Annotated in this window: 17 protein-coding genes; 4 read left to right on the top strand and 13 right to left on the bottom strand. The window is 59.4% G+C overall.

The genetic code is table 11. The features are described 5' to 3' along the window. The first annotated feature begins 4 nt into the window (after nucleotides 1-4). The 4 genes from HMPREF3143_RS05795 to HMPREF3143_RS05810 all read left to right on the top strand — a co-directional run bounded on the left by HMPREF3143_RS05795 (nucleotide 5) and on the right by HMPREF3143_RS05810 (nucleotide 6,524). Nucleotides 5-2,671 (top strand): hybrid sensor histidine kinase/response regulator, encoded by a 2,667-nt coding sequence (locus HMPREF3143_RS05795; protein WP_070532123.1) that lies wholly within the window; start codon nucleotides 5-7, stop codon nucleotides 2,669-2,671. After that, nucleotides 2,668-4,842 (top strand): glycoside hydrolase family 2 protein, encoded by a 2,175-nt coding sequence (locus HMPREF3143_RS05800; protein WP_070532125.1) that lies wholly within the window; start codon nucleotides 2,668-2,670, stop codon nucleotides 4,840-4,842. Before HMPREF3143_RS05795 ends, HMPREF3143_RS05800 begins: the two co-directional genes overlap by 4 nt. Before the next feature lie 94 nt (nucleotides 4,843-4,936). Further along, nucleotides 4,937-5,224, top strand: coding sequence for a VF530 family protein (locus HMPREF3143_RS05805; RefSeq protein WP_023292372.1), 288 nt, complete (start codon nucleotides 4,937-4,939; stop codon nucleotides 5,222-5,224). Nucleotides 5,225-5,231: 7 nt separating this feature from the next. After that, on the top strand, nucleotides 5,232-6,524 hold the full coding sequence (locus HMPREF3143_RS05810) for a glycoside hydrolase family 10-like protein (protein ID WP_070532128.1): 1,293 nt from the start codon (nucleotides 5,232-5,234) through the stop codon (nucleotides 6,522-6,524). Between the two features lie 40 nt (nucleotides 6,525-6,564). Here the strand turns inward: HMPREF3143_RS05810 and dsbG are convergent, their stop codons facing one another. The 13 genes from dsbG to HMPREF3143_RS05880 all read right to left on the bottom strand — a co-directional run bounded on the left by dsbG (nucleotide 6,565) and on the right by HMPREF3143_RS05880 (nucleotide 20,823). Then, the gene (gene dsbG, locus HMPREF3143_RS05815) at nucleotides 6,565-7,323 is read right to left on the bottom strand and encodes a thiol:disulfide interchange protein DsbG (protein ID WP_070532130.1); all 759 of its coding nucleotides are present in this window, start codon (nucleotides 7,321-7,323) and stop codon (nucleotides 6,565-6,567) included. Between the two features lie 41 nt (nucleotides 7,324-7,364). Next, a complete protein-coding gene (locus HMPREF3143_RS05820) occupies nucleotides 7,365-7,976 on the bottom strand; it encodes a DsbA family protein (RefSeq protein WP_070532133.1) in 612 nt (203 codons plus the stop codon). 7 nt (nucleotides 7,977-7,983) lie between these two features. Continuing rightward, entirely contained in the window at nucleotides 7,984-10,008 is a 2,025-nt protein-coding gene (locus HMPREF3143_RS05825; protein WP_070532136.1) for a protein-disulfide reductase DsbD family protein, read from the bottom strand. Nucleotides 10,009-10,056: 48 nt separating this feature from the next. Beyond that, entirely contained in the window at nucleotides 10,057-10,428 is a 372-nt protein-coding gene (locus HMPREF3143_RS05830) for a hypothetical protein (RefSeq protein ID WP_070532137.1), read from the bottom strand. A gap of 87 nt (nucleotides 10,429-10,515) precedes the next feature. After that, nucleotides 10,516-11,076, bottom strand: coding sequence for an RNA polymerase sigma factor (locus tag HMPREF3143_RS05835; protein ID WP_084832155.1), 561 nt, complete (start codon nucleotides 11,074-11,076; stop codon nucleotides 10,516-10,518). Between the two features lie 5 nt (nucleotides 11,077-11,081). After that, on the bottom strand, nucleotides 11,082-11,501 hold the full coding sequence (locus HMPREF3143_RS05840) for a hypothetical protein (protein WP_021240169.1): 420 nt from the start codon (nucleotides 11,499-11,501) through the stop codon (nucleotides 11,082-11,084). Nucleotides 11,502-12,079: 578 nt separating this feature from the next. Continuing rightward, nucleotides 12,080-12,598 (bottom strand): P-loop nucleotide/nucleoside kinase family protein, encoded by a 519-nt coding sequence (locus HMPREF3143_RS05850; protein WP_070532144.1) that lies wholly within the window; start codon nucleotides 12,596-12,598, stop codon nucleotides 12,080-12,082. Between the two features lie 116 nt (nucleotides 12,599-12,714). Further along, nucleotides 12,715-14,265, bottom strand: coding sequence for a methyl-accepting chemotaxis protein (locus HMPREF3143_RS05855; protein ID WP_070532146.1), 1,551 nt, complete (start codon nucleotides 14,263-14,265; stop codon nucleotides 12,715-12,717). A 98-nt stretch (nucleotides 14,266-14,363) separates the two neighbouring features. Beyond that, complete coding sequence (locus HMPREF3143_RS05860; RefSeq protein WP_063417819.1) at nucleotides 14,364-15,371, bottom strand: LacI family DNA-binding transcriptional regulator; 1,008 nt, start codon at nucleotides 15,369-15,371, stop codon at nucleotides 14,364-14,366. Nucleotides 15,372-15,399: 28 nt separating this feature from the next. Next, nucleotides 15,400-16,806 carry a sucrose-6-phosphate hydrolase gene (locus HMPREF3143_RS05865; RefSeq protein WP_070532150.1) on the bottom strand — a complete coding sequence of 469 codons (1,407 nt, stop codon included), beginning with the start codon at nucleotides 16,804-16,806 and terminating at the stop codon, nucleotides 15,400-15,402. After that, nucleotides 16,806-18,176, bottom strand: coding sequence for a sucrose-specific PTS transporter subunit IIBC (locus HMPREF3143_RS05870; RefSeq protein ID WP_023619263.1), 1,371 nt, complete (start codon nucleotides 18,174-18,176; stop codon nucleotides 16,806-16,808). Before HMPREF3143_RS05870 ends, HMPREF3143_RS05865 begins: the two co-directional genes overlap by 1 nt. A gap of 66 nt (nucleotides 18,177-18,242) precedes the next feature. Continuing rightward, nucleotides 18,243-19,760 (bottom strand): carbohydrate porin, encoded by a 1,518-nt coding sequence (locus HMPREF3143_RS05875; RefSeq protein WP_021240175.1) that lies wholly within the window; start codon nucleotides 19,758-19,760, stop codon nucleotides 18,243-18,245. A 172-nt stretch (nucleotides 19,761-19,932) separates the two neighbouring features. Continuing rightward, the gene (locus HMPREF3143_RS05880) at nucleotides 19,933-20,823 is read right to left on the bottom strand and encodes an aminoimidazole riboside kinase (RefSeq protein WP_070532152.1); all 891 of its coding nucleotides are present in this window, start codon (nucleotides 20,821-20,823) and stop codon (nucleotides 19,933-19,935) included. Nucleotides 20,824-20,911: the final 88 nt, after the last annotated feature.

Below are 20,911 nucleotides of genomic sequence, written 5' to 3' on the forward strand. Positions count from 1 at the left end.
CACGATGAGCGCATTCACGTACGATCTTAACGCGCTGCCGGCCGCCGTCATGATTTATGACGCCGAGGAACGCCTGCAGGCCTGGAATCACAACGTGGCCCTTTTTTATCCGGTCATTACCCCGTGGCTGAAGGTGGGCACAACGCTGGAGTCGCTGGCGGAACGCTTTATCGACGCCGTTTACAACGTCGACCCTGGCCTTCGCCAGACGCTGCGCGAGTCGATCGTGCGCAACTGTCGGCAGGATAAACACTGCGAAGTGCGGCAGGCAGGCCAGCGGCGGATCTTCGTCCAGCACCAGCGCCTTGCGGACGGCGGCATTGTCAGCCTGCACAGCGATGTCACGGAGCTGGATGAAGCGCAGCGGGCGCGTCATCAGCTGCATGACGATTTTCTGCTGACGGCAGAATCCATCCATATCGGGATCTGGGACTGGCAGGTGTCTGGCGACACGCTCCAGGTCAACGATACCCTGCTTGCCATGCTGGGCCAGTCGCGCACCCAGTGGCGATATCCGGTGCGTTTTCTGCTCAATCAGGTCCACGAGAACGATCGCGCTGCGCTGCGCAAGGCGCTGCACGCGTCGAAGCAGGATCATCGTCCGGTCTTTGAATGTGAAATTCGCGTGCATCACCCTACCGAAGGTCTGCGCTGGATGCTGCTCTCCGGCCAGGTGGTCACGCTCTCCATTGAGGGAAACGCCGAGCGCGTGATTGGCACGCTGCAGGATATTACGCGCCGCAAGGAGGCTGAAATTCAGGCGTTCGCCTCGGCCATTGAGGCACAAAAAGCCAATGAGGCAAAAAGCGCGTTCCTGGCGAATATGAGCCATGAAATTCGCACCCCCATGAACGGGATTATCGGCATGACCCAGCTGTGCCTCGATACCTCTCTCAGTGCCGATCAGCGCGATTACCTGACGCTGGTGATGAGTTCTGCCCAGTCTCTGCTGCATATCATCAACGACATTCTCGACTTTTCCCGGATTGAAGCCGGCAAAGTGGAGCTGGAGGCGGAGCCCGTCCCGGTCCGCCCCTTCATTCAGTCGCTTATTCGCCCCCACATGCCGGGGGCGAGCGAAAAAGGCATTGAGCTGCTGGTCGATATTGCGCCCGACGTTCCCGACGTGCTGCTGGTCGACGGCGCGCGGCTGCGCCAGATCCTGACCAATCTGCTGGGTAACGCGCTGAAATTTACCCATCAGGGGGAAGTTATCTTGATTGTTGAGCCCGACGATAGCGCGGATCGATGGCGTTTCCGGGTGTGCGACAGCGGCATTGGCATACCGGCAGATAAGCAGAAAGCCATTTTTGAAGCCTTCAGCCAGGCGGATAACTCAACCACCCGACGCTATGGTGGTACGGGGCTCGGGCTAACCATCTCTGCGCGACTGGTCGCGGCGATGGGCGGCGAATTAACGGTCTCCAGCGAGCCGGGGAAAGGCAGCGAATTTTCCTTCGTGCTACCGCTTGCGACCCAGGCGCCCGGCCCGGAGGAACGCCGGCATAGCCATCGCTTTAACGGGGAACCCGTGCTGGTGGTTGATGATAACGCGACCAACCTGCGGCTATTGGCCGCCATGCTTAGCCAGATGGGGTTGAAACCCACCTGCGTTAATAACGCCAGCGAGGCCATCAACCGGGTTAAAACCGGAACGGCATGGCCCCTGATCCTGCTGGACGCGCAGATGCCGGATATGGACGGCGTGTCGCTGGCTCTCGAACTTTCGGTGCTGCCGCAGGTTGCTGAAAGCCACATCATTATGCTGAGCTCCATGAGCCGACATTTTGATATCAATATGCTGAAGCGGATCGGTATCCAGAACTACCTGCACAAACCTATCGCCCAGAATGAATTGCATCAGGCGATTGCCGCGGCGTTTGAACGTGCACCAAAGACGGTGAGTGAAAGCGCGCCCGCGCCCACCGTCGCGCCGGACACGGCCGGGCTCAGGGTCCTGCTTGCGGAAGATAATCTGGTCAACCAGAAGGTCGCCGCGCGCCTGCTTGAGCGGCTCGGGCACACCTGTCAGATCGTCGATAATGGCGTCGCACTGCTGGAACGCTGGCGCGCGGGCGTGTGGGACGTTTTGCTGATCGATCTTCAGATGCCAGAGATGGACGGTGAGACCGCCATTCGCCTGCTGCGTGAAGAAGAACGCGCCCGGCCCGGACCGGCGCAGCCCACCGTCGCCATGACGGCACACGCCATGCAGGGGGATAAAGAGCGCTGTCTTCAGATGGGGTTCGACGGCTACATTGCCAAACCCATCAGCCAGGAGCGTCTCGCTGAGGAGATTGCTCGCGTGCTCCCGCGCCACGATGACCCTTCCGCCTTCCCGGATGAAGCACGTCTGCTGAAGCAGTGTGCTGACGACCCTGCTCTGGTCCAGGAGCTGCTGGCCTTGTTTGGCGAAGGGCTGGAGGAGGCCATGAAGGCCATTACCCTGGCTATCGACAGCGACGATCGTGAAGCGCTGCGCCGCGCGGCCCACAAGCTGCGAGGAGAAGCCGTCACGCTGGATTTCGGGCGACTCGCCCGTCAGCTGCAGGCGCTGGAGAGCGAGGCGCACACGCTGGAAGGGCAACAGCTTGCGCTACTAAACCAGCAGCTTCAAAAGGAATCGCTGCGCCTGATGGCGTGGCTCAACGCGCGCGGGGTAAACGCATGATGACTCGCAACTGCGCGCTGCTCGTTGCTCTGTTGACCACCCATACGGTGGCGAACGCTGCGCCGGTCAGCTGGTCTCTGGCCGGAGAATGGCAGGTTCAGGACGCCAATGATAGCGCGCATCCTGCCGCATCAGGCTGGCGCCCGCTTCAGGTCCCCGCCAACTGGTACAGCGCCGGGTACGATCATCAGGGCGCGCTGTGGTACAAGCACGCGTTTTCCCTGCCCGTGCAGCCGCCCGACGTAATGAGCACCCTGGTATTTGACGGCGTCGACTACCTGGCCGAGGTCACCCTGAACGGCCAGCCGCTCGGCCAGCATGAGGGCTATTTTCAGCGCTTTTCGCTGGATGCCGGTCAAGCGTTACAACGTCACAACCAGCTCGTGGTCAGGGTGGACAGCCCTTACGAAGATCCCACTAAGGTCTGGCCGCTGCATAAAACGGTCATGAAGGGGATCCTTAACCAGCATGACACGCGTCCCGGCGGGGCCTGGTCACCGCAAGGACAGGACGCCAACTCGGGCGGCATCTGGGCGCCGGTGAGGCTGCATCTTAGCCGGGGCGCTACCCTTGATGAGACCATCCTGCGGCCAGACTGGTCACAGGGGCTGACGCACCCCGCGCTGAAAGCAGACATTCGCTATCGCGCACTCGGTCAGGGCCCGGCGACCGTGCGGCTCACCGCCACGCTCGCCAACTTCAGCGGCAGGCGCTATCAGGCTGACTTTCCGGTTACCCTCGAAAGCGGCGCCCATTCCGTGCAGCTGACGCTGCCCATGCCGAAGGCAAAACTGTGGTGGCCCGTCGGTACCGGAAAACCCCACCTGTATACCATTCGCGTGGCATTGCGGGATGAAAACGGCCTGATGGATACGGCGGTCACCCGCACCGGGCTGCGTAAGATCGTCGAGCAGCCCGACAATAAGGGCTGGCTCATTAACGACAGACGCCTTTTCATTAAGGGCAGTAATTACATCGGATCCCCCTGGCTCAGCACCATGACGCGAGAAAAATACCGTCGCGATCTTCGTCTGGTGGAAGCCATGAATGCCAACGCCATACGCGTGCACGGACACGTTGCCGGACGTGCGTTGTATGACGTGGCCGATGAGATGGGCATGATGATCTGGCAGGATGTTCCGCTGCAGTGGGGCTACAACAATAGTGCGGCTTTCACGGAAAATGCGGTTCGACAGACGCGGGAGATGATCGAACAGTTCGGCAATTCCCCCGCCATCATCGTCTGGGGCGGGCATAACGAACCGCCGTGGAACTCGCCGTGGATGGAAAAACGCTTCCCGGACTGGAATAAAAATCTGAATCGCGAGCTCACGCAAAAGGTGGCGGATACGCTTGCCGAAGACACCTCACGCATCGTGCACCGCTTCTCCGCCGTTGAGGAGCATTACTGGGCGGGCTGGTACTTTGGTACCGTACGCGACCTGCTTGCTCCGGCCAAAACGGAGATCATCACCGAGTTCGGCGCGCAGGCGCTTCCCCGCTTATCGACGCTAAAAACCATCATCCCGGCGGCGTCGCTCTGGCCCAAAACGACCGCCGCTGACGATCCCGGCTGGACCGTCTGGAAATACCATAATTTTCAGCCCTTCCAGACCTTTAAGTTTGCCGGTATTTCGCGTGGGGACAACATTCAGGCGATGATCCGCAATACTCAGGCGTACCAGTCGCAGCTGGTGGCCACGGCGGCAGAGAGCTACCGTCGACAGCGCTACCAGCCGGTGACGGCCCTGTTCCACTTCATGTTCGTGGAAACCTGGCCCTCCATCAACTGGGGCGTGGTGGACTACCTGCGTAAGCCTAAAGCCGGGTTTTACGCCTTAAAACGCGCCTACCAGCCTGTTTTACCGTCCATTGAACCGGTCACCGCGCAGTGGCAATCCGGGGCGGCGGCGACCGTGCGTCTGTGGGCCATCAACGACACCTGGAAACCGTGCCGCGAATGCCGTCTGAGCTGGCGCATCACCCAGCGCGATAAGGTGCTGGCAAAAGGCACGACGACGATGACGATCGCAGCAGACTCGGGAACGATGGTAAAAGCGGTCACGGCCACGCCCGTGGGCCAGGACGACGTGTCGATTCGGTTTACGATTGAAAACAGCGCGGGAAAAATTGTCGGCGAAAATCAGCGCACGGAGTCCGTCATAAAGTGAGCGAGGGGAAAAGGAAAATTGCCGCTTCCCCTGCTTTCTTGGACCCTTTCAGCGTTTACCCCAATCCCCTAAAAATCGAGACATCCGGACGCCTATGACTGCACATATTTCCAAAGATCCTTTGCATGGCGTAACGCTGGAGATGATGGTCAACGCCCTGGTGGCAAAATATGGCTGGAGCGAGTTGGGTGACCGCATCAAAATTAACTGTTTCAGAAAAGACCCCAGCGTTAAATCGAGCCTGAAATTTCTGCGCCGCACCCCGTGGGCGCGCGCGGAAGTTGAAGCCCTGTATCTGGACTCTCTCAGCGATGAGGGAAATACAGAGCAGGCGGCGCCCGCCTTTAATCCCTGGGCTAACAGTCGGATTATCAAGAGCTAATACGCAAATGACGCGACACGTAAAACGGATTGGTGCGCTGGCTGCCTGCGCGCTTTTACTTGTAAGCTGCTCCTCAAAACCACCCAAATCGCTGGTTACCCCTCTTCCCACCGTCAGTAAACCGACGCCGCAGGCAAACGCCCCGATGCGCGGGATCTGGCTGGCGACCGTCTCGCGTCTCGACTGGCCGCCGGTAGCCTCGGTGAATGGCCGCAGCGCGGACCAGCGCATCGCGATGCAAAAGCAGGCGCTGATCGCAAAGCTCGACAACCTTAAGCAACTCGGCATCAACACGGTCTTTTTCCAGGTGAAGCCGGACAGCACGGCGCTCTGGTCATCCAAAATTTTACCGTGGTCAGATATGCTGACCGGCAACATCGGTGAGTATCCGGGATACGATCCGCTGCAGTTTATGCTTGATGAAGCGCACAAGCGCGGCATGAAGGTCCATGCCTGGTTTAACCCCTATCGCGTGTCGACCAACACCAAACCGTCCACCATCGCCGCCCTGAACCGGACGGCATACCAGACGCCGTCCAGCGTTTATGTCCAGCATCCGGAATGGGTCCGCATCTCGGGTGACCGCTTTGTGCTCGACCCGGGCATTCCGGAGGTGCGCGACTGGATAACCAAAGTGGTCACCGAAGTGGTGGCGAACTACCCGGTAGACGGCGTGCAGTTTGATGATTACTTCTATGCCGAATCGCCGGGATCCGCGCTCAATGACGCGCAGAGCTGGCGGCAGTACGGCCAGGGGTTTGCCTCAAAAGCCGACTGGCGAAGACACAATACGCAGCAGCTGATTGTCCAGGTCTCCCGCGCGATCAAGCAGACAAAACCCAACGTGGAGTTTGGCGTCAGCCCGGCGGGCGTGTGGCGCAACCGCTCCTTTGACCCGGCAGGCTCAGACACCCGCGGCGCCGCGGCCTATGATGAATCCTACGCCGATACGCGTCAGTGGGTGCAGCAGGGCCTGCTGGACTACATCGCGCCGCAGATTTACTGGCCCTTCTCCCGGGATGCCGCACGCTACGACGTGCTGACCAGATGGTGGGCCGACGTGGTGAAGCCGACCCACACTCGCCTGTATATCGGCATTGCGTTCTACAAGGTTGGCGAGCCGTCGAAAAAAGAGCCGGACTGGACGGTTCAGGGCGGCGTGCCGGAGCTGAAAAAGCAGCTCGATCTCAACGATTCGCTGCCCAACGTCAACGGCACCATCCTGTTCCGGGAAGATTACCTGAACCAGCCGCAGACGCAGCAGGCGGTAAACTATCTCCGTGGACGCTGGGGTAGCTGAATGACCACCAGGCAGAAACGCCCCGTTTCTGCCTGGTCTTTTACGGCTTCGGCCCGAACATCGCCTCGAGCTGCTGCGCATCCGGCATCCCCACCACCTGCTGCAGCTCGTTTTCCGCATTCAGATAGTAAATTGCGGGCGTGGCGTTAGCGCCGAGGCTGTCCATCAGCGCCTGATGTTTCTGTAGGATCGCAACCGTTTCGCGGGAAGCCTCGCCTTCAGGCTTGGGCAGTTTTTTGCCGCCGGAAAGCTCGTATTCGCGCCAGGCCGAAACCGGATCTTTCGCATTCAGAATGGCGGCGGCGTTGCGTCCGCTGTTGGGGTTGAGGAACGCCACCAGCAGCGTATTGAGCTGCACCTTACCGGCCTTCACCCACGGCTGCGCCTCGGACCAGAACTGCTTGCAGTACGGGCAGAACGGATCGGCAAAGACAAAGACCTTGCGCGGGGCGCTATCCGCCCCTTCCTTCAGGGGATGCGCCGCGTTGAGGTTTTTCCACATCTCGCGTCCCATCGGGGCGTAGATCTCTTTCTGGAAGTAGCCCTCGCTGAGGTTCTTCCCTTTGTCATCATAAAGATAACCTGAGATCACGTGCTTGCCGTCCGGCGTGAGAAAGAGCGTCACGCCCATATCCTGATACTGCCCCAGCCAGGCTGGCGCCCCGCCCGGCGCATCCAGCTTCTTGATGATGTTGATCTGCTGCTGCTCGCTGAAGTGCTTCACCACATCCGGTATGGCTTCAGCCGCCTGTACCAGCCCTGACGTCGCCAGCGCCGAAAGTAACAGTAATTTTTTCATTTCCCTCTCCGGTTTATCGGGGGCATTTCGCCCCCTTCAGGTTAGCGGTTTTTCAGTGCGTCACTGACCATTTCGTCGAACTGTTCGAACGGCACCCAGCCGGGAAGCAGCCCCTCGCCGATAAGCGTGGCAGGCGTGCCCTGGATCCCCATTTTTTCCGCCACAATGAGGCTGCGCCTGATCGTCAGAAAACTCTCCTCGTCCGGCGTCGTCACGCTGACGCCCGCCCGCTTTTGCGCCTCCTGAATGCTGGCGTCATCGTGGTACCCCTTTTTCGCCATCAGGGTGTGGTTCAGCTTCATAAACTGCTCAGGATGCGCACGCCAGACGGTTAACGCGTCTCGTGCGGCAGTCAGCGAACTTTCCGAGCGGAAAGGTAAAAACTTAAAGACCACCGCCACGTCCGGGTGTTTTTCGACAATCTTCTCCAGGTACGGATCGAATTTTTTACAGTACGGGCAGTTGTAGTCGGTAAACACCACCAGGGTGAGCTTTGGGTTTTTCGCGCCGATGCGCGGGGAGTTTGGATCGTTAAACAGGAAATCAGCGATCGTCTTCTGCGCGCGCTGCTCCTGGCCCGGCGTCAGCGGCTGCGCGGCGAATACCTGAAGCGGGGCCAGCAGGAGCAGAAGCGTAATAAGGAATTTTTTCATGACACAGTTAGCCTTTTGCGTTGTTCAGGGTGGTGACCAGGGTGCGCTTGTCCAGCAGCGGCGAGAGGATCTCGCCATCAGGCAGGCCGGGGCCATACACCGCGTTAAACGGAATGGCGTAGCGGTTTCGCTTCGCCAGAAAATCCGCGATAAACGCGGACGGCTGGCTCCAGTCCCCGCGCAGGGCCACCACGTCCGGCTGGCGCAGCGCGGCAATCACGTCCGGCTGACTGAGTACGCGGTGCTCGTTAACTTTGCACGTCACGCACCAGTCCGCGGAGATATCCACAAACACCCGTTTCCCCTGCGCCAGCGCGTTCTCGATAGTCTCTTCACTGAGCGGCTGCCACGGGATAGTCTGCGCAACGTTTTGTGCCGGAGCGTCAGGCGGCGCGTTAAGCAGACCGCGCACCTGATACCCGCCGAACGCCGACAGCGCGATGACCACCAGCCAGAAAAGCGGCGAAGATTTTTGCCCCTTTAACGCAAACAGCACCAGCGCGACGGCAGTCAGCCCCAGCATCACGATCTGGCTGACCTCCTCGCCCAGATGCACGCTCAACAGCGTCGCCAGCCAGAGGCTGGAGGCCAGCATCATCAGGCCAAGGATGACCCTGAGCGTGTTCATCCAGCGGCCGGGTTTGGGCAGCAGCATGGCCGTTTTCGGCACCAAGGCAACGAACAGCCACGGCAGGCTCATGCCCACGCCGAGCATCAGGAAGATCAGCCACAGGGCGTGCAGCGGCGCGCCAAGGGCAAAGGCGACCGCCGTACCGAGGAACGGCGCGGAGCACGGCGTTGCCAGCAGCGTGGCGAACATCCCTTCGCAGAAGCTGCCGCCGATCCCCGCTCCCCCTGCCGTCGCCAGCCGTCCGGCGGCCGAAGAAGGCAGCAGCATTTCAAACGTTCCAAACAGGTTCAGTGCAAACAGGAAGGTCACGGCGACCATCAGGCCGATAAACCACGGGTTCTGAAACTGAATGCCCCACCCCAGCGACGCCCCGGCCAGCTTCAGCGCGGTGACCATCCCGGCCAGCAGCATAAAGGAGGTGAGGATCCCGGCGCTGGTGGCGAGGAAGCGCAGCCGGATGGCACGCCTGTCCGAGCCCGCCTGCAGGATGCTGTTAAGCTTCATGCCCATTACCGGCAGCACGCAGGGCATCAGGTTGAGGATCAGCCCGCCTAATAGCGCAAAGAGCACCATTTTTCCCGTCCCGTCCGGTGCGGAGGTCTCTTCGGGCGTTGCCCCAACGGTCATGGTGGTTTGCTGCGCCCGCTCGCCGTTGGTCAGCACAAACGACAGCCTCTTGCCTGCCAGCGAGGCGGGTTTGTCTCCCCATTCGTCGGTCACGGGCACCGTCACCCGAAGCCCAGTGCCGTCATGTTTAATAACCGGCTCGCCGGGCAGAATATCGCCCTCCAGCGGGTCAAAGTAGATCCCCGGATTGTCCCATTTCCCGTCCGTGGTGGCGGTAATCACCAGATTGCCGTCGGAAAGCCAGGCGGACAGATTGGAAGACACGCCCGACGTGCCGGGCACGGCGCGCATCGCTTGCTCGAAGGCGCTGCGTAAGCCCTCATCCACCGGCTGGGTAAAATCGAGATGCAGCGGGTAGTCCGTCAGCAGGCAGACGTTGCTGCACGTGGAGAGCGTCAGCGTCCCGTCGAGCGTGTCGCCCTTCACCCCGTCGAGAACGATCGGAATAGTGACCTTATCGTGATAGCCCTGCGTGGTCATGCCGGAGATATCGAAACGCGACGGGACCGGCCAGGACCAGCTGTCCGTTATGCCGTCCGGCCAGCTGATTTTCGGCGCCACGCCGCCCTCGCCCGGCGATCGCCAGTAGGTTTTCCAGCCGGGCTTTAGCTCAACGGTGAGCAGGCCTTTAACGTTCGTTTGCTCCCTCTCCGCCTGAAAGCGGATGCGGGCGTGATCGTTTTGTGGGGAGACCAGCCAGCCGGTGTCCGCCGCATGGACAATGCCGATGCAGGACAGCCACAGGAAGACGAATCCCCTGAAGAGGTTAACCATGTTGTACTCCGTGAACAGTGAAAAATTATCGTGTGAGGACGATGTTTTTCATTCACGGAAAACGCAGTTTTTCAGGTGTATTCGGGGAGGCGGTGCCTGAACGGGCTGTTCCGCGGGAGCCAGTGCCCGCCCTTGCGTAAACAGCTGCAGCAGCGCGAAGAAGATAATAATGGCCGGCAGCGCGCCGTCGAAGAACAGCGGCTGCGCGCAAAGCAGCGAGTGCGCGCCGAGCTGACACGGCGACGGGCCGGATTGCTCAGTGGTGCTGGTTTGAGCCGGGGCATCTACACTCAGTGAAATCTGCGGTTCCAGTCCCTGTAAAAAATGGTTGAGCATGACAGCACGCTGCACGAGGCAAAGCGCCATCGCGAGACAGGTGATAATCAAAAGCCATTTTCCGAGGAGCTGACGGTTGCGCATAACATTCCAGAGTGACAAGACGCCCCGATCATAAACGATAGTGATGAATCTACAAGTGCCGGAAGTGTAAGGTTTTGTCTGTCGCCGCTATACGCCCGTCAGCGCGTCATAGACGTCCCGCAGCCGCGTGCGCAGAAACAGCACCGCCTTGTGCTTGCGGGATAACAGCGCCTGTTCGCTGGCGCCGGTCTCCTCTGCCAGCATTTTAATGCTGTAGCCGTGGAGTTCGGTCTTTTCAAATACCTCCCGCTGCGGCGGCGGGAGTTCTGACAGCGCCTGGCCCAGCTCTTCCCACAGCAGCGTCTTGAGATACTCCTCCTCCGGCGTGTGCGGTACGCCGAACAGGGTTTCGGCCAGCTCGTCTTCCGGAAAATCCTCGTCGTCATCGCCCGTAAAATAGCCGGAGAGCGACACCTCGCGCTTTTTACGCGCCCGGTCGGTCATCTCATTACGCGCCGCGCGGAACAGCCAGGCGGCGACGTTTTCGACCGGCTGCTCCACTTTCATCAGCTGATACGTCACTTCCTGCAAAATGTCGTCGGCATCATCGCGCACGGACGTCCGTCCGCGAATGAAGGCTTTCAGCCGGGCGCGACAGGCGTTTAGCGCCGACATCAGCATGGATCCGCCCGCCTCCCCGGCTTTCATCTCGCTCACTCCGCGTCCGGCGCTTTTGGCGTAGCGTCATCGCGCTTATCGTCACGATGGCCGTGCCAGCCGCAGTGACCGCGTCCGTGGCGACCAAACCCTTCGCGACGCTGCTGAATAAACGCCTCACGCTGCTCGGGCGTCATGTTCATCCAGCGCTCGTGCATCCGGCGGTGCGCGCCAAACATCCCCGGGCGGAACCCCAGCCCACCGAACAGAATGCGGCTCAGCACCAGAATGCCCAGCGCCTGCCAGAAGCCGATGGCCTTCACGCCCAGGATCGCCGGGAGCAAGGCGTTCCACAGGGACATCACCAGCAGGCCGAGCACGATGAAAATCACCGCGCCGATGATTAAACCTTTGCCCATACGGTGGCGACCAAATCCGCGCCCGTGACCTCTGCCGTGCAGTTCAAAATCTCTCATGGTGTTTACCTCGTTTATCGTAACTGATTATGGCGTGTGATGAGGTAGACGGATGAGGGAGGGAAATATTGCTGGGGTGAATGAAAATTTTGTGCTGACGGTTTTGGACTCATAGCGGTAACGGCTGGCGGGTGCTATGAGTCGCTCGAAAGCAAATCATCTCGTACGAAGAAGTCGCTTAACCAATGCGATAGCAATGACGGCCAGTATGATTGATAACAATGTCAGGAAGATGAGCAAGGATAAGAGTGGATTTAACAAGCCACCTAAACTGGTGAAGTCGCTGAGACGGCCAAGTTGCTCGGACGTGCATACACGCAGAATGATCTCAGGGATAATAAGCAAAAAAATAATGACGGTCAGGACATAAACCAGAGCACTCTTGCGCTTCCCCATTTTCGATGTTGCCCCTATGTTCATGTTGAGAATTAATTCTTCCAGTGCGCGGTTTCGATTTCTGATTACGCTGCGGTTTACGTTGTCGATAAAAACGAAGCTTTTTATTTCCTGAAGCCAATTATGCTGAATTCAGGCGAATCCTCAAAGTAGCTAAGCCATTGCAGGCGCTTGTCCATCGTTTAAGATCGGTTTAGCGCAATCTTATGCCCTATTTCCAGGATTTTATCTGCACACTCTGCCGCTGATAACGCAGCGGTGTCCAATATGAGATGTTCTCTCTCCCAGGGTTCATACTCACGGTTTTTTACCCTTTCCCAGTCAGGAGGCGTGAGTCCCGGGATATCAGATATTCTGTTCTCTACGCGATAACGATGTTCTTTTTCGTCTGAGCAGACAATTTCAACTTCCAGGAAAGGGACATTTAACGACAGAGCAATATTGCGGAAAGCATCTCGCACAAGGTTGATATCATTAACGGAATCGGTCACAACGGTGGAGCCCAGCTTAAGATTTTCACTCGCTAAACCATAGAGGGCAAAATAGCCCTCCGGACCCGTTTTCTGACCGGTTTCAGAAACTGAACGAATGGTCTGCTCAACGGTATCAACCCGCAGGTAGACCGCTCCCAGCCTTTGGGCAACTATTTTTGCAACGGTGCTTTTACCGCTGCCGGGTAGCCCACTAAAAATAATTAACATAATTTTCCCTGGTGATCGTTATATTAGATTTGTACTGCCCGTAGAGACGTTCTGAATTATACAGTTACGGTTACGCCAGGTACAAAAAAGGCTCCCTGCGGAGCCCCCTCATACCATCAAGCCTGCACCGGCAACCTAAAACTCGAAATACTCCGCGAAAGCTGCTGCGCCTGCTCTTCCAGCGAGGCCGCTGCGGCGGCGGACTGCTGCACCAGCGCGGCGTTCTGCTGGGTCACGCCGTCCATCTCGGTCACCGCCTGCCCGACCTGACTGATCCCGCGGCTCTGCTCTTCGGAGGCGACGGAGATCTGCTCCATCAGCGTATTCACTTTGTTCACCGACGAAATGATTGCGTCAATCACCTCGCCCGAGCGGCTCACCAGCTCCGCACCGTTTTTCACGCTGGAGACCGACTGCGCGATCAGGCTTTCGATATCTTTCGCCGCCACCGCGCTTTTCTGCGCCAGGGTGCGTACTTCGCTGGCCACGACCGCAAAGCCGCGTCCCTGGGTACCGGCGCGCGCCGCTTCAACCGCCGCGTTCAGCGCCAGGATGTTGGTCTGGAAGGCGATGCTGTTAATCACGCTGGTGATGTCTTCAATGCGCTTCGAGTTCGCCGCGATGGTATTCATCGTGTCGATGACTTCACGGGTTACCGCTTCACCGGTGTGGGCATTTTTCACCGCGTCCTGCACCAGTTTCCCGGCCTGATACACATTGTCGGTATTGTTCGCCACCGTCGCGCTCAGCTCTTCCATGCTCGCTGCCGTCTGGGTCAACGCCGAAGCCTGCTGCTCGGTGCGTGACGCCAGGTCGATATTCCCGGAGGCAATCTCCTGGGCGGCGTGCGTCACGGTATGACTCGCATCGCGCACCTGGGCGATGGTCGCCAGCAGCGCCTGACGCATCTGCTCCATCGAGCCCATCAGATGGTCGATTTCGTTGCCTGTACTCCCCTTCACCGGCACCGGAATGTCCAGCTTGCCTGCCGCAATCTGACTGCAGTGCTCGCGCGCCAGGTTGATCGGCGCAAAGACAAAGCGCTTCATCAGCAGGCTAACGGCGATAATCACCACCACAAACAGGCTGGCGATAGCAGCAACGATCGCCAGGCCGGAGACGAAGCTACTGCTCGCATCTTCGTTCAGGCTTTTGGCGTATTTCTGGTGGACGGAAAGCACCTGGTCGAGAACGATCTCGTACTGGCGGTCGAGGCGGGAGACTTCCGGGATGAGCGCGTTAAATTTGACGACATCGTGCGCCTCGGCGGCGTCGATCAGCGGCGCCAGCCCCTGGTTGCGGTAGTTTTGCCAGGCATCCTGATAGGCAGTGACCAGCGGCGCTTCATCGCTCAGGCGCGGCGACGCCATAAAGGCCGCAAAGGCGTGGTCCGCTTTGGTCAGCGCCTCTTTCACGGCGGTCAGCTTTGCAGCGCCGTCCGCCGCGTTGCCCGCTTCCACCATCTTCACATACTCCATCACCCGCACGCGCAGCGTACGGCTGTGGTTGATGGGGTCAATAATGGACAGCACAACCTGGATCTCTTTGTTGACGTTATCCAGGGAATTATTACTTTTAATGATGATGCCAACGCTGGTGACGGTGCTGACAACAAAGAAGAAAAGCAGCGAGAACAGGACTATCAGGGACGACTTTTTCAACGACATAAACCAATACCTCAAGGAGAATTATTCCTTATGGTTATCGGCCATTCCAAAACTTAAATTAATTAAAGTTATTGATGTATCGGTCCGGGCTATATTGCTCACTTATAGCGCCGCTGCAGGGTGGCCGCCAGCTTGCGTTGCAACGGTTCCGGGGTCTCGCCCTCGATCAGTTTGCTAATCAAATCAAAGCAGTGCCACGCCAGCTGGCGGTTATCCTGGCGGATGGTATCCACCGGGATCGTCAGCGAATCGTAGAGATAGTGATCGTCAAAACTGGCTAACCTGATATCGCTTTGCAGCAGGTTATGCTGGCCCATATAGCGCAGCACCCCTTCCAGCAGCCCGCAGGCGGCGGCGAAGAGCGCTTTCGGCGGACGCCCTAGGCGGGCGCAGAGTTCAGCAAACATCTCGTAACCGGAGCTCGGGTGATAGTTGCCGTGAATGATCCACTCGGGGCGCAGCGCCACGCCGGCCTCTCGCAGGCCTTGCTTAAAGCCTTCAAGACGATCGCGCGTCGGGGATAAACGGGGCTGGCCGCCGAGGAAGTAGAATTCATCCGGATGCTGGCGCGCAATGTCCGCCACCAGTTCGGTCGTCGGGGTGATGGAATCGGTGATCACCAGCGGCAGCGCGCTGTCGTTGATGTGACGGTCAAACAGAACCACCGGCAGCTGCTCGCTCAGCTTATGGTAGTCCGCGTCGTTGAGCATGCTGGAGGCCACAATCAGCCCGTCCACCTGACGCGCCACCATGTTGTTCACCACCACCGTCTCCTGCCCCGGATTTTCATCGCTGCAGGAGATCAGCAGCTGAACGCCCGCCTCGCGGCACAGCGTTTCCAGCTCATGAGAAAAGACGGCAAAACCGTAGTTGGTGATCTCCGGGACCACCAGACCAATGGTGTGGCTGCGGTTATCGCGCAGCGACCGGGCGTGAATGCTGGGCTGATAGTGGTGCTCTTTTGCAATTGCCAGCACGCGCTCGCGCGTCTCCTCCGCCACGCGAAGCTCTTTGCTGCGACCGTTCAGAACCAGGCTGGCGGTGGCTTTTGACACACCCGCCAGCTCCGCGATGTCTTTAATGGTGACGCGTTTTGTTTTTCTCACAACGACTTAGATCCGGCTGCCAAAACCCTCATTCTATCATGCAGGCGCGTAGCAACCAGTAGCGTAATGTGATATCGGACGCACCTTCGAATCGCACCCGGGCCGGATGGTCAGGAAAATAGCGGCTGCTCATCACCCCTTCGCCGTGGTTAATGAAGATTTCGACGCTGGAGCGGTCGCACAGGACGCGCAAATGACGGACGTCGCCCTGCCAGTAGCGGGCCAATGTTTCACCGGTTTTCAGGCTCGCGCGCTCCAGGCGCACGCCCTGCTCATCGAGAGTGAGGCGCAGCGCGCCGCCAAAATCGACGCTCACGTGCGCGGCGCCCAGCTCAAACTCCAGGCGCGTCGCGTCCAGTTCGGGCGCGTCGCTGGCGCGCCCCTGCCAGTGCTGCTCATCTTCACGCAGCGCCGCCAGCTCGCGCGCCGGGGTCTGCCAGAGCCTGCCGTCGCGGAAGCGCAATTCTCGCGGGCAGGTCATCTGGTGCATCCAGCCGTGCGCCCGCGTGGGCTGAAGCATCTCTTCCCCGTCCGGTACGCCCATCCAGCCAATCAGGATGCGGCGTCCATCTTCCGCCAGCGTGGTTTGCGGGGCGTAGAATTCAAAGCCCGCGTCCAGCTCGTGCAGCTCGCCGTGATCGAACGTCGCGCGGGCATAGTCAAACGCCCCGCTCATCCAGGTAGCCGGATAGGTATTGAGGTAGCGATGCGGCTCGCGCGCCAGCCCCTGCGGGCAGCAGATCAGGACGTGCGTCCCGTCGAGGGCAAACAGGTCCGGACACTCCCACATATAGCCCGCGTCCGTCAGGCCGTTAACCCCGTGACCGGCGATCTCCCCGCAGGATGTCCAGGCGTGCAAATCGGCTGATTTAAACAGCAGCACCTTGCCGCGCTTCTGCACATCCTGCGCGCCGAGCACCATGTACCACATCCCCTCGTGCTGCCACACCTTCGGGTCGCGCACGTGGCCGGTGTAGCCTTCCGGCAGCGCCAGCACCGGCCCCAGCTTCGTAAAGGTTCCGTCCGGCTGCTCCACGGCCAGGCACTGCCAGGCGGTGCGGCTGCCGTCATCGAACTTGACGTTGCCGGTGTAGCACAGGGTCAAAACGCCCTCGTTATCCACGGCGCTACCGGAGTAGCAGCCGTTGCGGTCATACGCTTCGTCGGGCATGAGCGCCAGCGGCTCATGCTTCCAGTGCACCAGGTCCGCAGAACTCCAGTGCCCCCAGCACTTAAAGCGGTGCTCGCAGTCCAGCGGATTCCACTGATAGAACAGGTGATAGCGGCCAGCAAACCAGATAAACCCGTTCGGGTCGTTCATCAGCCCCGCCACCGGCGCGGCGTGCCATTGTGGATAGTGGCTGTCCGCCAGCGCCCGCGGCTGACCTGTCATAACGGCCTGCAGGATCGCAGGCCAGCGGGAAGGTAACGTCATTATTCAGAATCCGTTTTATATTTCAGCAGCAGTGAGACGGTAAACGCCACGCCGAAGGCAATCACCATGCCGATAATATAGTTCAGCAGCGAGCTGGCCTGCACGATGGCCATGCCCGGAATGGCGGTCAGCCCGACGGCGGTCATGTACACGTGCACGGAGACCACCCAGGCCCCGCCCACCGCACCGCCAATCAGCGCGGCGATAAACGGCTTAACGAAGCGCAGGTTGATACCAAAAATGGCCGCTTCGGTGATGCCCAGCATTGCAGAGAACGCCGACGGCAGGGTAATGGCTTTGATTTTGGCATCTTTGGTTTTGAACCACACCGCCAGACAGGCGCCACCCTGCGCCACGTTCGCCATGGCCCAGATCGGCAGCAGGAAGTTAACGCCAATCGACGGATTCCCCAGCAGCCCGGCTTCAATCGCGTGGAAGCTGTGGTGAATACCGGTGATCACAATCACCGAGTAAAGTCCGCCGAACAGCAGCCCGGCGAGCCAGCCCGCGTGGGCGATCAGCGTGCTCAGAATAAAGGAGATACCGTCCCCCAGAGCGCGCCCCGCCGGACCGATAATCAGCAAGGCGATAAAGCCGGAGATGACGACGGTGAGGAACGGCGTCAGGATCAGGTCTAACGCATCCGGGATCGCGCGGCGCAGGTTTTTCTCGACGATGCTCATAAACCAGACGGCCAGCAGCACCGGGAATACCGTACCCTGATAGCCAATCATCGCGATCTCAAGGCCGAAGAAGTTCATGGTGTGGAAGCCCGACGCCACGCCCCAGGCGTTGGTCAGCGCCGGGTGGGTCAGAATGCCGCCCAGCGTCGCGCCGAGGTACGGGTTACCGCCAAATTCGCGCGCGGCGGTAAAGCCAATCAGAATAGGCAGAATGATAAACGCCGCCGAGCTGCACATGTCCAGCATGATGTAGATGGCGTTATCCGCATTGACCCAGCCGTAGGTTTTCACCATGCCGAGCAGGCCCATCAGCAGACCGGACGCCACAATCGCGGGAATGATCGGCACAAAGATGTTGGAGAGTAAGCGGGCAATGCGCTGGAACGGGTTCAGCTTGCGTGCCGCCAGATCCGCGGCTTCCGATTTGCTGGATTCGCTAATCCCCGCCGCCTGAATAAATGCGGCGTACACCTTGTTGACCACGCCCGTGCCAAAAATCACCTGCATCTGCCCGGCGTTACGGAAGCAGCCTTTCACGCCGTCAACCTTGCCGATGGCCTGCTGATCCGCCAGCGCGTCATCAACCAGCACCAGACGAAGACGCGTTGCGCAGTGCGCCGCGCTGGCGATGTTTTCCTTGCCACCGAGCAGCGGAATAAGCTCGCGGGCGATTTGATTAAAATCCATAAATACCTCTGCCTGACTCCTTTTTATGATGTGCGAAACGCTCCCGCCTGGCGGGAGCGTGATGGGTTAAAACCAGGTTTCCATCTGGACCCCAAAGTTCCATTCCCCGCCGGCGTTGAAGCCGCTGCTGCCAAAGGCATCATCGCTGGCGTAATTATCCAGTTTGCTGCTCCAGTCCATCCAGGTGGCAAACAGGCGCAGTTCAGGACGGCTGAAGAAATCGCCGATTTTGCTCGCTTTTAACGTCGGCGCAAAGGTCAGCTTGTAGAAACTGCCGTTCACGGCGTTGCGGTCCTTATAGCCCTCCGGGTTTAAATCCATGTACTGGTAGCTTCCCTCAAACGCCAGCGCGAAATTCTGGGTGACCTCTTTGATCAGGCGGGTGTTGAGCGTTACCCACTCATAGCTATCGCCCTTGACGTAGCGATCTTTACTGCTCTGTGCCAGAACGGCGGGCGCAACGCTCCAGCCACCGCCGATTGGCGTGACACCGTAACTTGCGAAGCGCCAGGTATCCGCCTCAGACAGCAGCGCGCCGTCGGAGCCGATGCTTTTTACCTCCGCACCCAGCCCGTGACCATAAAGCAGCGCCGTTTTGGCGGTCCCTTCACGCAGGCCGTAGAAGCTCTCATTATGCAAGCCTACCAGGGCATGAACGCCGTGATTGGCGGCATCCGTTTTAATCAGATCGCCGTTAGTGTCTTTACGGTCGTCGTTATCCTTCGCCCGCAGGCCGCTCACCATCAGCTGGAACGGGCCGGCGAAGTGGTTCATGCTGAGGATATAGTTCTGAACGTTGTTGTCGGTCTGCTCCACGCTGCCAAAGTTGCGGCCGTAAATGGAGAAGTTGCTGCGCAGCGAATCGTTCCACTTCACGTCGTAAACGCCGCCGCCGGTACCGGCCAGGAACACCACGTCGGAATCCAGCCAGTGGATGTCAAAGTTGTCGCGGTCGAAGCGTTTACCCGCCCAGAAGGTGCTGCCCTTCAGCGCGCCGGTAAAATCAGGCAGGTTGCCCAGCTCCGCGAAGGCCTGACGAATATTGAGATCGCTGGTATCGGCTGACCAGTCGTTATAGGTTCTCTGACCGTCGGCCAGCATCGCCTTGAAGCGCGTGGTCGCCCCGTTGTCCAGGGTTTGCTTGTGCTCCAGGTTCAGCTCGACGTAGGTATCTGCTTCGTTACCCAGACGCCCTACCGCACCACCGGTTTCACCGGCTGGGGTCAGGTAAGGGCCGCTTTTGCTGCTGGAGGCGGCATCGTTCATCAGCAGTCCAGAGCGGGCATAGCCGTGGAACTCAAACCCGCCGGTCTGATCCGCCTTCTTCTCCAGCGCGGTGGTGCGCTGCGCCACCTCCTGGGTTGTCGTTTGCGCCTGCTGCTGAGCGGCAACCAGCTGCTGCGTTTTTTGTTCTGCTGCCGCGGCGCGCTTCTCAGCCACCTGCGCGCGCGTTTCCGCGTCCTGAAGGCGCTGCTCCATCGCGGCAAGACGCGCTTCAATACTGGACATATCCGTCTGGGCAAAAACAGAGGTACTTCCGGCCAGCATGCCTATCATCACGGCAAGTCTGCGTTTTTTATACATTTTGTCGCATCCCTAAAAGAAGTCATTAAACGTGCTAAATTGCTAAACCGGTTTAGGTTGCTGATACTAAACCTGTGAATTTTGGATCGGCAATCTTTTTTGCTAAACCGATTTAGTAAGTGTGATCGAGGCGACAATTCAGGCCGCCGGATGGCGGCCAGGAGAGGAGAAATTACAGGTCGTGCTGCCAGGGCAACGCGGTCATCGCCCCTTTGGCGGTGGTGGCCAGCGCGCCGCAGCGCTGGGCGAGCGCGATAACCGGCATCAGGTCCTGTCCGGCGGCCAGCCCGTAGAGCAGCCCCGCCACAAAGGCATCGCCCGCACCGGTCGTATCGACGCACTGCACAGGCGTTGCCGGGTAGTGTTTTACGCTACCTTCATGCCACGCGGTTACGCCCGCTTTTCCCTGGGTAACCAGCACCAGACGCGCCGGGCAGCGCTGCATCAGCACCTCCAGACCAACGTTGACCTCCGCGCTGCCGGTGAAAAAGGCCAGCTCTTCTACCGAAAGTTTCACCACGTCGGCGCTTTGCAGGGCCTGCTCCAGGCAGCCATGCAGTGCGTTCTCATCCGGCCAGAGGTCCGGGCGAATATTGGGGTCGAAGCTGACGTAACCGCCCGCCTCACGAATGGCGGCCATCGCCTGAAACGTCGCAGTCCGGCTCGGCTCGGCGCTTAAGGCGATGGAGCAGACGTGCAGCCACTCCCCGGCGCTGAACGTCGGCAGGTCGTCGGGTTCGAGAAACAGATCGGCGCTCGGGCGCACCATGAAGGTAAACGAGCGCTCGCCGTGGTCGTCGAGAACGACCACCACCGTTGAGGTGCGGTGCGCCGGGTCAAGGCGCATCCACGTCACGTCAACCCGCTCGTCAGCGAGCGTTTTCGCCATAAAGCGCCCAAAAGGATCGTCGCCAACCCTGCCGATAAAGGCGCTCTGGCCGCCCAGCCGGGCAATACCGACCGCGACGTTCGCCGGCGCGCCGCCGGGACACTGCAGTAATCGACCTTCTCCATCCGGCAGCAAATCCACTACCGCATCGCCAAGTACCCAGATTTTCTTCATGTGATCCTCGTAGCTAAACTATGTTAAACCGTTTTAGCTATTTAAGCACAGGCCGGGCAAAGGGGAAATAACGGGAGGGAAAATTGGC

Origin of the sequence: Enterobacter sp. HMSC16D10 (genome assembly GCF_001807145.1) — a bacterium.
In the GTDB taxonomy this organism is placed as follows: Bacteria; Pseudomonadota; Gammaproteobacteria; order Enterobacterales; family Enterobacteriaceae; genus Enterobacter; species Enterobacter roggenkampii.

Excerpts from the sequence above, each read along its gene's own strand:
- HMPREF3143_RS05835 (WP_084832155.1), bottom strand. The coding sequence starts at position 11,076 with ATGAAAGCCGGGGAGGCGGGCGGATCCATGCTGATGTCGGCGCTAAAC.
- HMPREF3143_RS05800 (WP_070532125.1), top strand. The coding sequence starts at position 2,668 with ATGATGACTCGCAACTGCGCGCTGCTCGTTGCTCTGTTGACCACCCAT.
- HMPREF3143_RS05880 (WP_070532152.1), bottom strand. The coding sequence starts at position 20,823 with ATGAAGAAAATCTGGGTACTTGGCGATGCGGTAGTGGATTTGCTGCCG.
- HMPREF3143_RS05865 (WP_070532150.1), bottom strand. The coding sequence starts at position 16,806 with ATGACGTTACCTTCCCGCTGGCCTGCGATCCTGCAGGCCGTTATGACA.
- HMPREF3143_RS05875 (WP_021240175.1), bottom strand. The coding sequence starts at position 19,760 with ATGTATAAAAAACGCAGACTTGCCGTGATGATAGGCATGCTGGCCGGA.
- HMPREF3143_RS05820 (WP_070532133.1), bottom strand. The coding sequence starts at position 7,976 with ATGAAAAAATTCCTTATTACGCTTCTGCTCCTGCTGGCCCCGCTTCAG.
- HMPREF3143_RS05795 (WP_070532123.1), top strand. The coding sequence starts at position 5 with ATGAGCGCATTCACGTACGATCTTAACGCGCTGCCGGCCGCCGTCATG.
- HMPREF3143_RS05840 (WP_021240169.1), bottom strand. The coding sequence starts at position 11,501 with ATGAGAGATTTTGAACTGCACGGCAGAGGTCACGGGCGCGGATTTGGT.
- HMPREF3143_RS05825 (WP_070532136.1), bottom strand. The coding sequence starts at position 10,008 with ATGGTTAACCTCTTCAGGGGATTCGTCTTCCTGTGGCTGTCCTGCATC.
- HMPREF3143_RS05870 (WP_023619263.1), bottom strand. The coding sequence starts at position 18,176 with ATGGATTTTAATCAAATCGCCCGCGAGCTTATTCCGCTGCTCGGTGGC.
- HMPREF3143_RS05830 (WP_070532137.1), bottom strand. The coding sequence starts at position 10,428 with ATGCGCAACCGTCAGCTCCTCGGAAAATGGCTTTTGATTATCACCTGT.
- dsbG (WP_070532130.1), bottom strand. The coding sequence starts at position 7,323 with ATGAAAAAATTACTGTTACTTTCGGCGCTGGCGACGTCAGGGCTGGTA.
- HMPREF3143_RS05805 (WP_023292372.1), top strand. The coding sequence starts at position 4,937 with ATGACTGCACATATTTCCAAAGATCCTTTGCATGGCGTAACGCTGGAG.
- HMPREF3143_RS05850 (WP_070532144.1), bottom strand. The coding sequence starts at position 12,598 with ATGTTAATTATTTTTAGTGGGCTACCCGGCAGCGGTAAAAGCACCGTT.
- HMPREF3143_RS05855 (WP_070532146.1), bottom strand. The coding sequence starts at position 14,265 with ATGTCGTTGAAAAAGTCGTCCCTGATAGTCCTGTTCTCGCTGCTTTTC.
- HMPREF3143_RS05810 (WP_070532128.1), top strand. The coding sequence starts at position 5,232 with ATGACGCGACACGTAAAACGGATTGGTGCGCTGGCTGCCTGCGCGCTT.